Origin of the sequence: Zoogloea sp., from assembly GCF_028689785.1 — a bacterium.
GTDB lineage: Bacteria > Pseudomonadota > Gammaproteobacteria > Burkholderiales > Rhodocyclaceae > Zoogloea.
This window is the reverse complement of the sequence record NZ_JAQVCN010000001.1, coordinates 135775-146704: the sequence shown is the minus strand read 5'-3', so window position 1 is coordinate 146704 and position 10930 is coordinate 135775. Positions and strand designations below refer to the sequence as shown.

Here is a 10930-nt window from a genome sequence, read left to right as displayed (position 1 = left end):
CAGCACTATCTTCGACGGATTGATGGCCTTCTTTGAGAAAGGCCCGGAGTCATGAATTCAAACCTCAGCGCCAAACCTGATGCACTGCTGGCCCGTGCTGAGCAGGTCAGCTTCTGGCGTGCCTTCCTGTTCTGGCTCAAGCTGGGTTTCATCAGCTTTGGCGGCCCTGCGGGGCAGATCGCCATCATGCACCAGGAGCTGGTGGAGCGCCGGCGCTGGATCTCCGAGCGGCGCTTTCTGCATGCGCTCAACTACTGCATGGTGCTGCCCGGCCCCGAGGCGCAGCAACTGGCCACCTACATCGGCTGGCTGATGCACCGGAGTTGGGGGGGCATTGTTGCCGGCGGGCTGTTCGTGCTGCCTTCGCTGTTCATCCTGATCGGGCTGTCCTGGGTATACATCGCGTTTGGCGATGCGCCGCTGGTGGCAGGTCTGTTCTACGGCATCAAGCCGGCGGTGACGGCCATCGTGGTCCAGGCGGCACACCGTATCGGCACCCGGGCCCTGAAGAACAATGTGCTGTTGGCCATTGCCGGCGCTGCCTTTGTCGCCATTTTTGCCCTCAACGTCCCTTTTCCGGTCATCGTTGCGGCTGCCGCTGCGATCGGCTATTTCGGCGGGCGTATGGCGTCCGACAGGTTCAAGGCTGGCGGGGGGCATGACAACGCGGACAAGTCCTTTGGCCCGGCGTTGATCGATGATGACACTCCGACCCCGGAGCATGCCCGCTTCGCCTGGCACAAGCTGGCGAAAGTCGCGTTGAGCGGTGTGCTCCTGTGGTTGCTCCCGATGGGGCTGCTGACCGCTGCCTATGGCTGGAACCATACCCTGACGCAGATGGGCTGGTTCTTTACCAAGGCGGCGCTGCTGACGTTTGGCGGGGCGTATGCGGTGCTGCCCTATGTCTACCAGGGGGCCGTCGGCAACTATGGCTGGCTGACGCCGACCCAGATGATCGATGGTCTGGCATTGGGCGAAACGACGCCGGGGCCGCTCATCATGGTGGTCACCTTTGTCGGCTTCGTGGGGGGCTATGTCAAAGCCGTATTCGGCCCGGACAACTTGTTTCTGGCTGGGGCGACGGCGGCCATGCTGGTCACCTGGTTCACCTTTCTACCGTCCTTCGTATTCATCCTGATGGGAGGGCCTTTCATCGAGACGACCCACAATGATCTGAAATTCACCGGGCCACTCACTGCCATCACCGCTGCGGTGGTGGGCGTCATCCTGAATCTGGCCCTGTTCTTCGGCTACCACGTTCTGTGGCCGAAAGGCTTCGACGGTGGGTTCGAGTGGGTGTCGGCGCTGATCGCCCTGGGGGCAGCGCTTGCCTTGTTCCGCTTCAAGGCAAGCGTCATCCATGTGATTGCCGGCTGTGCGCTCGTCGGTTTCGGGGTGAAGACCCTCATCCTGCCAGTCTGACCATGTAGGTCGCGTCGTCGCCGTAGCCGGCAAGGCGTGCGCCTAGTGCCTCGTCGACGGGCACCCGGGCGAAGCCCTGGCGGGTCCACCAGGGCGCCGAGCCCTGGATCGCGATCAGGCTGGCGCGGGGGAGCGGCAGGCGCGCCAGCGCAGCCAGGAAGGCCTGGACCAGCGCATCGGCGGCGCCGCTGCCGCGGGCCCCGGGATCAACGGCGAGGTCGTGCAGGTAGAGGGTGTCGGGCTGCCCGGGGAGGCGGCACTCGGTGTCATCCAGGCAGGGTGGAGCGTCGAAGCGCCACGGCAGGGCGAGCAGGTAGGCAACGATGTGTTCACCTTGGCAGGCGACGAAGCAGGTGTCGGGTGCTGCTGCCAGCTTGGCGCCCATGGATGCGGCAGATTCCGGGACGATGGCGCTGTAGCAGCGGGCCTGGATGTGCAGGATGGCCGGAAGGTCGGCGAGGCGGGCGCTACGGATGAGGTGTGATGAGGGCACGGGAAGATCGGGGGGCGGCGCGGGACAGCGCCGGATTATCCCCCATCCGCCCCGGGATTTCAGCGGCTGCGGCTTTCCAGAAAGCTACGGATCGTCCAGATGGCGGCCGGTGACAGCACGTCTTTCCAGGCGGGCATGTGCACAATGCCGACCCGGGTCTTGCCGTCCTGGACCGACTTCATGAAAAAATCATCCTGATCAAGCACGCATAGCTGGCGGACCGTCGGGTCGGCGATGCGCGGGCAGGAGCGGTCCATCTTGAGCAGGTCGGGGCCGACTTGTCCCTTGTTGATGGCGTCGATGCCGTGGCAGCGGGAGCAGGCCTGGTTGAAGGCGGTGCGGCCGATCTCGGCTGCCTGGGTGTTGCCCCGGTAGGGGTTGCCCTCAGGGGCATTGGTGGCAATGGGAGGCAGGCTTGATGTGTCGACGACGACGTTGGGGTCGGCAATTTCGGCAGCGAGCACGGGGCTGCTCAGGATCAGCAGCACGGCGCTCAGGCGAAGCAGGAGGGGGGCGGCCATGGGAGTCACCAGTCGGTGGGGCAGCCGGTGCAGCCCTCGAAGGAGGAGTCAGGGAAGATGGTGTAGCGCAGCAGTGCGCCTTCCAGGTTGGCTTTACGCAGGTTGGTGGCGTTGAACTTGGTTTCCTGCAGGTTGGCGTTGGTCAGGCGGGCACCGACGAACCAGGCGAAGGGCGTGCGGGCGGCTTCCAGGTTGGCCACTGTGAGGTCGGCGCCGCTGAAGTCGGCGCGCATCAGCTTGGCGAACTCCAGGTCGGTGCCGATCAGTTTGGCATTGCGGAAGGAGGCGCCTGGGGCGTTGACTTTGGCCATGCGGGCACCGCTCAGGTCGGCGCCGTCAAAAATCGCGCCAGCGAGGTTGGCGGCACGCAAGTCAGCCCGGGCAAGATTGGCACCTGTGAAGTCGGCGCCGGCCAGGTCGAGAGCGGAGAGATCCTTGTGGCGCAGGTCGGCGCCCCGGCAGCGGGCGTGGGGCCACATGCCGCAACTGCCGTAAACCTGGGGCTCGGCGGGGTTGCCGGCGGCGGAGGCGGGCGTGGCGATCAAGGCCAGCCCTGCCAGCAGCGCGAACAATGGTGGGCGAAGCATGGGGAGACTCCTTGTGGATGCGGCCGTCCCGTTAGGGGGCGCGTTCATTCGACCGCGGATTGTGCTCAGCGGCTTGCCGGTCATCAGTGTGAGCGGATCGAATAAGCTCGACCCTACGGGGGCGGAAAGGGAAAAAGCCCCGGGCCGGCCGGAGGTGTTCCGGCCCGGGGCTGCCTTGCTCAGCGCGCGTTCTTGGGCAGCTTGAAGGCCCAGAAGGACGAGCCCTGGGTGACCTGCTTGGTCAGGTCGGCCATGTCGCCGCCCCACAGGGGCACGGCGCCACCATAGCCCGAGGCCAGGCCGATGTACTGCTCGCCGTCCATTTCCCAGGTGATGGGCACGGACACCACGCCGGAACCCGTCTGGAACTTCCACAGTTCCTTGCCGTTCTTGGCATCGAAGGCCTTCACATAGCCGTCGGAGGTGCCGGTGAACACCAGACCGCCGGCGGTGGTGAGGGTGCCCGCCCACAGGGGGAACTTCTCCTTGTGTTCCCAGACGATCTTGCCGGTTTTCGGATCCATGGCGCGCAGGGTGCCGACGTGGTCGTCAAACAGGCGCTTGATGCGGAAGCCCTGGCCCAGGTAGGCAGAACCGGCCTTGTAGGTCAGGTTCTCGGTCCAGTAGTCCATGGCCCAATGGTTGGCAGGGATGTAGAACAGGCCGGTATCCGGGCTGTAGGACATGGGCATCCAGTTGGTGCCGCCCAGGAAGGGGGGGGACACAAAGACGCTGTCACCCTTCTCGGCGCCATCCTTGACCTTCGGGGGGCGGTTGTCGTTCTCGATCGGCTGACCGGTCTTCAGATCCCAGCCCTTGGCCCAGGTGATGCCCTCGACGAACGGCCAGGCGCCGATCAGGGAGGTGGGCTTGTTGGGGTAGCCCGCACCGGTTGCGAGTTTCTCGCGGTCGGTCACGAAGAAGAAGCCGTTGCGGTCGGCATGGGCGGAGGCCTTGACCAGCTTGCCGGTCTTCGGGTCCTTGTATTCGAACAGCACCACGGAGTTGTTGCCGGAGAAGTCCCAGGCATCGTTCGGGGTGTGCTGGAAGAAGCCCTTGAGTTCGCCAGTGCTGGCGTCCACATAGGCCTGGCCAGAGGTGAACAGGCTGGGCCAGTTGCGCGGATCATCGCCTTCCTGGGTCCGCTTCCAGGTGTTCCACGGCGCCGGGTTGCCGGTACCGACGACGACCATGTTGCGTTCGTAGTCATAGCTCGGGGTCTGCCACGGTGCGCCGCCACCGTGATGCCACGCCTCGGTAAGCTTGCCGTCCTTGTCCTTCGGCCAGCTCGGGGCGCTGGCGTCGCCGGTGGGGGTGCTGTCCTTGCCATTCAGGCGGCCCATGTGGCCTTCAACCATCGGCCGTGCCCACACTTCCTCGCCGGTGTCCGGGTCGCGTGCAAACAGCCAGCCCACCACGCCAAACTCGTCACCCGACGAACCATGCACCAGCAGAACCTTGCCACTCTTCTGGTCCTGGATCACGAAGGGGGCGCCGGTCATGGTGTAGCCGACCTTGTGATCACCCCACTTCTTGCGCCAAGCCACCTTGCCGGTGTCCTTGTTGAGGGCCACGATGCCCGCATCCAGGGTGCCGAAGTAGATCTTGTCTCCGTAGATGGCTGCACCGCGGTTCACCACGTCACAGCAGGGGCGAATATCCTCCGGGAGGCGGGCTTCATATTCCCACAGGCGCTTGCCGCTACGGGCATCGATGGCGTAGATGCGGGAGTAGGAGGCGGTCACGTAGATCACGCCGTCGTGCACCAGGGCCTGGCTTTCCTGGCCGCGCTGCTTTTCGCCGCCGAAAGAGAAGCTCCAGGCGGGCACCAGGCCGGCCACGTTTTTGGTGTTGACCGTCTTCAGGGTGCTGTGGCGCTGGGCTTTGAGGCCGAGGCCGTAGGAGAGCACGTCGCCGGGGGTCTTGTCGTCGTTCCGGATGTCGTCCCAGGTGACCTTGGTGCCGACGGCCTGGGCCGGGATGGCGAAGGCCGTAGTGAGGGCGAGGGCCAGCAGGCCGGGCTTGAGATTGACACGTCTGTTTTTCATGGTGAGTCCTTGTCTCCGGAATGTTGTCGTTCGTTGCTTCCGGGCCTGCCTCCCATTCGGCGCCTTGGCCCGGAACGAGGCGCAGTATGGAAGGCGCCTCCGGCCCCTGTCGTGGGAACGCATCCCCTCGGGGACGGGAAGTTTTCCCGCCTCTTCCGGGATCTGGCACATGCCTTGCTGCTCATCGAGCTATTACAAGAAGAGGGAGGCAGACATGGATCTGCGCTGGAGACTGTTTGGTTATGTGCTCGGTTTTGCCATGGCATTGCTGGCGATGACCGTTGCCTGGGTGGGGCTGGCCCTGCAGGAGGACGTGGCCGAAGAAATGGAGGCCTCGACCCGTCTGGTCAACACCATCCTGGCCCTGCGCGCTTCGGACGGCCAGCGGGCGGGCGAGCTGGAGGCGCTGCTGGCAGGTGGTCAGTTGCGACACGTTGCGCTGTCCGTGGAGCGCTCCAATCTGGAGCAGGGCGTGGCAGCACCTGCCGCCGGCGTGTTGCCGGCGCTGGTGGATTACTTTATGCAGGGGCGCGAGATCCACGAGCGTCGCATCCCCCTGGGAGACGGCACTCTGGTGATCCGCGCCGACGCCCGAGCCGAGATCCACGAGGTGTTGCGTGATGGCATACGCATCATCGCCACCCTGCTGCTGTTTTCCCTGGCCATGGCGGCCGTCGCCTGGCTTGCAGCCCACCGGGCCCTGAAGCCGGTGCGGGAACTGGAGCAGGGCCTCGCCCGCATTGGCCGCAGCGAGGAGAAGATCAGCCTGCCGCCTTTTCGCCTCAAGGAATTTGCCAGCATCGCCGGTGCGATGGAGCGCTTGTCGGCTGAGCTTGCCGAGACCCGCGCAGCGCGTCAGCAGCTCGCCCGCCAACTGCTTGAACTGCAGGAAAGCGAACGCCGGGAGTTGGCACGGGAGTTGCACGATGAATTCGGTCAGGCCTTGACGGCTGTCAATATTTCCGCCGCTTACATCGAACGCCATGCCGGCCGGGCCTCCCCGGAAGACCTGGCGGAAAGTGCCCGAGACATACGCAATGAAGCGACCCGCATGATCGGTCAGGTGCGCACCCTGCTTTCCCAGTTGCGTCCCCATGGCCTGGAAGGCCTGCAGATGGTGGATGCGCTCAACGATCTGGTCAGTGGCTGGCGCGGCCGGGCGCCCGATATCGGCATTGAGACGGAATTTCCGCCGACCCTGCCGGCCATGCCGCCGGCCGCCGGGCTTGCCCTGTATCGGACTCTGCAGGAGTCCCTGACCAATGTGCTGCGCCATAGCGTGGCCAGCCGGGTCCGCTTGTCACTGCATCAGGTCGGCCGGGCGGTGGAGTTGACGGTGTGTGACAACGGTGTCGGGCAGGTGGCCGACGTGGTGCGCAAGGCACGAGGTGGTCTGCTGGGTATGCGGGAGCGGGCCGAGATGGCTGGAGGGCGTTGCTGGCTGGACGAAGCCCCCGGCGGCGGCCTGCGTGTGCATTTAAGTCTGCCGCTGGCTCAGGGGCCGGCGTGAGGAGGGTTTGGGCATGATCCGGATTCTGCTGGTGGAAGATCATGCGGTGGTGCGCAATGGTTATCGGCGCCTGTTTGACGCAGAAGAGGGCATGCAGGTTGTCGGCGAGGCTGCCTCGGCCGATGAAGCTTATGCCCGCCTGGTGGAGCGCGGGGCCGATCTGGCCATCGTCGACCTGAACCTGCGCGGCAGTAGTGGCATTGACGCGATCCGCCGCATGCTGGCCCGGGAGCCCGGCTTGCGGGTGCTGGTGGTGTCCATGCATGACAACCCGAGCTACGTGACTCAGGCCATGCGGGTGGGGGCTTTGGGTTATCTGACCAAGAACAGCGAGCCTGCGGAGCTGCTCGACGCCATCCGAGATGTGGCTGCTGGCCGGCGGGTGCTGTCCCCCGATGTGGCTCAGGCCCTGGCCGGTGCCGCCCTTGATGGTGAGGCCCTGCTGTCGCGGCTGACCCCGCGGGAGTTCGACGTGCTGCGTCTGGCTGCCAGTGGCGAGTCGCCCGGCGCCATTGCCAGCACCATGCACCTGAGTCAGAAGACGATCCATAACCACATGTCCGCCATCCGCCAGAAGCTGGATGCCGACAACGATTTCAAGCTGCTGCGGCTTGCTGCGCGCTACGGGCTGATCGACTGGTCGGCCAGCCCCGCGTAACAGGCTCGCACGGATGGAAGCCCTTTTTTAGCCAAGGAGAAGAAAGATGAACGCCTTACGCAAGATCGCAGTGCTGGCCGCTCTGGGCCTGGCCGCGACGAGCGCCTCTGCTGCAGTGGACGATGACATGAAGGCGCTGGCTGCCAAGAGCGGCTGCCTGACCTGTCACTCCATCGAGCACGGCAACCCGGGCCCCAACGGCATGGCCCCCATTGGCCCGGCCTGGCAGGACGTGGCCAAAATGTACAAGGGCAAGCCGGGCGCCGACACCTTCCTCACCCGCGTGGTGCTGGAAGGCTCCAACCCCTATGGCAGCCACTGGAAGGATCAGGTCAGCGGCCTGGCGATGCCCCCCAACAAGGTGGCCATCAAAGAGGCTGACGCCAAGAAGCTGGTGAAGTGGATCCTGACCCTGTCGCCCAAGTAATGGCGTGACTCGCACGGCCCTGGGCCGTGAAGGATGCTGTATCGAAGAACCCCGGTCGTCCCCCCGTCGGGGTTTTTCCTTTTCTGGGGCTTACAGCAGGCTGCCGATTTCCTCGAAGTGGGCATCGGCCAGGGTGTTGTCGGCGCTGAAGACGATCTGCAGGATGACGTCGGTGTGGCCGCCGAACCAGGTCTTCGACAGGGGGATCTTGCCGAAGATGCACGGGCCGCCGCGAGGTCGCAGCTGGGAGATGTTGGGGCTGCGCTCCACCAGGGCGGCGCACTCTGCCTCAGTCTTCAGAGAAAAGGTGGTGCCCCGCGCGCTGAGACGCTGGCTGGCATCATCCAGGCTCATGCCAGGCTGAAACTCGGCCTGCATTTCGGCGGGTATCGGGCTGGGGGCGGGCGCGCAGGCCGAAAGGGAAAGAAGGGCTGTACAGACGACGAGAGGGCGGAGATTCAAGGCGTTTTTTCCGGGTGGCAATCCAGACCGGAGTATCCCACAGCCAGTGAAGCCGGTCGTCGGGCACACCCCCGGGGTCAGAGGCGCCCGCCTGTGGGGTCAGGGGGCGGCTTGCTGGCGGAGCTTGCGGTAGAGGGTTGTGCGGGTGATGCCCAGTTCGCGGGCGGCAGCGGAGATGTTGCCTTTGTGGCGAGCCACGGTGTCACCTACCAGGCGGCTTTCGGCTGCGCGCAGGCTCTGGGCGGCCGGGGTGGGTGGGGGAAGGTCCGGGTCATCGGTGAGTTCCTGGGGCAGGTGTGCCGGGGTCAGCGTGTCCTCGTCGGAGGTCAGCATGGCTGCGGCGAGGCGCAAGGCATTGCGTAGCTGGCGGATATTGCCGGGCCAGGGATGACGGCGGATCAGGTCCAGGGACGAGGCCGACAGGCGGATCGGACGCACGGGGGATTCGTCGTGGAGCAGGCGTCGCGCCAGGGCATCGATGTCGCTGCGTTCGCGCAGGGCGGGCAGCGAAAGGCTCATGGCGGAAAGGCGGAAGTAAAGATCAGGGCGAAACTCCCCGCGCTCGCACAGGGCCTTCAAGGAGCGGTGGCTGGCGCACACCAGGGACAGGTCGACGGACTCTTCCGGCCCGCCCCCCAAGGGTGTGACCCGTCGGGTTTCAAGCACGCGCAGTAGCACGGCCTGGAGTTTGAGGGGCATGTCGCCGATTTCATCGAGAAACAGGGTGCCGCCGTGAGCTTCGCGCAGCTTGCCGCGGGCGCCTTCGCTGCGGGCGCTGGTGTAGGCGCCCGGGGTGTAGCCGAACAGCTCTGCCTCAATGAGATTGGCCGGTATGGCGGCGCAGTTGATGGCCACAAAGGGGCCACTGCGACGCGGACCGCTGAGGTGGAAGGCCTGGGCGAAGACTTCCTTGCCGGTGCCTGTTTCGCCCTGGATGAGCAAAGGGATGTCCAGCCCGAGGATGCGCCGGGCGCGCCGGATGGCGTGGTTGACTGTTTTGTCACCCAGATCCAGGTCGTCGAGGGTGGGCAGGTTACGGGCGTTGGGGGTGGTGGTGTTCTCCCGGGCCGCTAGGGAGGTGCGTACGCGCTGCAGGTTGCTGACCAGCACGTGAGCGACAAACTCACGGGCCAGGTGGCTGCGCAGGGTGGTTGGTCGGGCGCTGCTCTGCAGGGCGTGGTCTAGCAGGGTGTTCCAGCGTGTCTCGAAGATTTCCCAGAAGGGCGGCCGGGTAACGCGGGTGTCGGCAATGCCGAGGAGACGTTCGGCGCGCCGATTGCAGGCCAGGAAGTTGCCGATCTCGTCGAACACCGCCAAGCCCTCCAGCGGCGAGGCGAGGGCTTCTGGCTGATGATGGAAGCGGATGACCACAGCCGCATCGGCAACGGTCTCGATCAGTCGGTTCTCGATGATCTCGGCGGTGGTCTGGAGCAGGGCCTGGGCGTGCACCTGGGTCAGGCGGGCGCTTGTGGATACGTCGAGGATGCCCAGTACGCCCCCCGTAGGCGCCTGGATGGGGGTGGCGATGCAGGTGAGAAACTTGTTGCGGTCCAGGTAGTGCTCGTCACCGATCACTGCGACTGCACGCTGTTCGGCCAGGGCAGTGCCGATGGCGTTGGTACCCATTGCGGCTTCGGACCAGGAGTAGCCCGGTTTCAGGGCGACACGGGCAGCCCGTTCGAGGAAGTCGGCGTCGCCCACCGAACGCAGGATGGTGCCCGTCTCGTCGGCCAGCAGAATGGTGGATGAGCTGCGGGCGATCTGCTGATGCAGATGCTCCATGATGGGTTGGGCGTAGGTCACCAGACGAGCGTTCGCCTCCAGGCGATCCGACAGACCGGCAGGGTGGCCGCGATCCTCCATCAGGCGCTCGTCGGGTCGTAGTCCGCTTGCCACGCAGCGCTCCCAGGAGCGTCGGATGGTTTCCGGGGAAAAGGGGGGGGCGTTGGGGTCCGTGTCTTTCACCCCGGTTCAACAGCACGAAACATGCCCGTGGCGTGAGGGGCTTTGTAAATATGCATGTGCCGAGCCGCGTCCAGTCTGGATATCCCGTCAGCTAAGGGTTTGCAAGGGCTGTTGTCATGGCAGGGCTGTAGTTGCCCGTGCGCGCAGCGAGCTGGTGGGGTAGCAAGTGTTCATTGCGGGCGTAACGCTATGGAGCAGGTGTGCAAGGCCTGAGCACGGCAGGAGCTCCTCCGGATGTCGGGGTTGCCCTCTAAGTTGTTGTACGGAAATGTATATTTCGCTTTTTTCAGGGGCTGCACACTTTTTGCTGATAGCTGGAGGCAAGGCGGTTTTCGGGCGGCTTCGTGCCGTCCGGTTTTTTCTCCCGGACAGTCCGACCCGTCCTCGCTGATCAAAATCAATTCAGAACTCGGAGGAGCATAGTCATGAAAGTTGTCCAGCTGGTTTGCGCTGTCGCGCTGGGTCTCGCTGCCGTATCGCCCGTCATGGCGTCGGAGGAAATCATCAAGAAGGCTCGCTGCGTGGCTTGTCACGCCGTCGATCAAAAGCGCGTCGGTCCGGCGTACAAGGACGTGGCGGCCAAGTACAAGGGGCAGGCAGATGCCGTGGCCGTGCTGAGCGCCAAGATCCGCCATGGTGGTACCGGTAACTGGGGCCAGATCCCGATGCCTCCCCATCCGGCCGACAAGATCAGCGATGCGGATCTGAAGGCGGTGGTGGAGTGGATTCTCAAGCTGTAATCCAGTCTTCACATAAGCAAAAAGGCCCGTGAGGGCCTTTTTGTATTGCTGCTCCAGGATGGAGCAATTGCTCCAGTTTTGCCCATGGGTGTGCAGA

At 64.8% G+C, this 10930-nt stretch carries 11 protein-coding genes; 5 read left to right on the top strand and 6 right to left on the bottom strand.

Features of this window, described 5'->3' with window-relative positions:
• The first annotated feature begins 51 nt into the window (after positions 1–51).
• Positions 52–1422 carry a chromate efflux transporter gene (chrA, locus tag PHI64_RS00675; RefSeq protein WP_299877017.1) on the top strand — a complete coding sequence of 457 codons (1371 nt, stop codon included), beginning with the start codon at positions 52–54 and terminating at the stop codon, positions 1420–1422.
• Here the strand turns inward: chrA and PHI64_RS00670 are convergent.
• The 4 genes from PHI64_RS00670 to PHI64_RS00655 all read right to left on the bottom strand — a co-directional run bounded on the left by PHI64_RS00670 (position 1406) and on the right by PHI64_RS00655 (position 5071).
• Complete coding sequence (locus PHI64_RS00670; RefSeq protein ID WP_299877014.1) at positions 1406–1915, bottom strand: GNAT family N-acetyltransferase; 510 nt, start codon at positions 1913–1915, stop codon at positions 1406–1408. The genes chrA and PHI64_RS00670 overlap by 17 nt on opposite strands.
• A 59-nt stretch (positions 1916–1974) precedes the next feature.
• Positions 1975–2436, bottom strand: a complete 462-nt coding sequence (locus PHI64_RS00665; protein ID WP_299877011.1) for a c-type cytochrome — start codon at positions 2434–2436, stop codon at positions 1975–1977.
• 5 nt (positions 2437–2441) lie between these two features.
• Positions 2442–3023, bottom strand: coding sequence for a pentapeptide repeat-containing protein (locus tag PHI64_RS00660; protein ID WP_299877008.1), 582 nt, complete (start codon positions 3021–3023; stop codon positions 2442–2444).
• 179 nt (positions 3024–3202) lie between these two features.
• Positions 3203–5071: a methanol/ethanol family PQQ-dependent dehydrogenase gene (locus tag PHI64_RS00655; protein ID WP_299877005.1), complete on the bottom strand. Its 1869-nt coding sequence runs from the start codon at positions 5069–5071 to the stop codon at positions 3203–3205.
• 214 nt (positions 5072–5285) lie between these two features.
• On the opposite strand from PHI64_RS00655, the gene PHI64_RS00650 reads away from it, so the two are divergent.
• The 3 genes from PHI64_RS00650 to PHI64_RS00640 are packed head-to-tail and all read left to right on the top strand — an operon-like array spanning position 5286 to position 7666.
• Positions 5286–6581, top strand: coding sequence for a sensor histidine kinase (locus PHI64_RS00650; protein ID WP_299877002.1), 1296 nt, complete (start codon positions 5286–5288; stop codon positions 6579–6581).
• Between the two features lie 13 nt (positions 6582–6594).
• Complete coding sequence (locus PHI64_RS00645) at positions 6595–7239, top strand: response regulator transcription factor (protein ID WP_296571287.1); 645 nt, start codon at positions 6595–6597, stop codon at positions 7237–7239.
• Positions 7240–7285: 46 nt separating this feature from the next.
• Positions 7286–7666: a c-type cytochrome gene (locus PHI64_RS00640; RefSeq protein ID WP_299876997.1), complete on the top strand. Its 381-nt coding sequence runs from the start codon at positions 7286–7288 to the stop codon at positions 7664–7666.
• A 90-nt stretch (positions 7667–7756) separates the two neighbouring features.
• On the opposite strand, the gene PHI64_RS00635 is transcribed toward PHI64_RS00640, so the two are convergent.
• Together PHI64_RS00635 and PHI64_RS00630 are read right to left on the bottom strand one after the other, a co-directional pair.
• Positions 7757–8128, bottom strand: coding sequence for a hypothetical protein (locus PHI64_RS00635; RefSeq protein ID WP_299876994.1), 372 nt, complete (start codon positions 8126–8128; stop codon positions 7757–7759).
• A gap of 99 nt (positions 8129–8227) precedes the next feature.
• The gene (locus tag PHI64_RS00630) at positions 8228–10024 is read right to left on the bottom strand and encodes a sigma-54-dependent Fis family transcriptional regulator (RefSeq protein WP_299876991.1); all 1797 of its coding nucleotides are present in this window, start codon (positions 10022–10024) and stop codon (positions 8228–8230) included.
• Between the two features lie 494 nt (positions 10025–10518).
• On the opposite strand from PHI64_RS00630, the gene PHI64_RS00625 reads away from it, so the two are divergent.
• Positions 10519–10833, top strand: coding sequence for a c-type cytochrome (locus tag PHI64_RS00625; protein WP_299876989.1), 315 nt, complete (start codon positions 10519–10521; stop codon positions 10831–10833).
• Positions 10834–10930 lie beyond the last annotated feature (97 nt).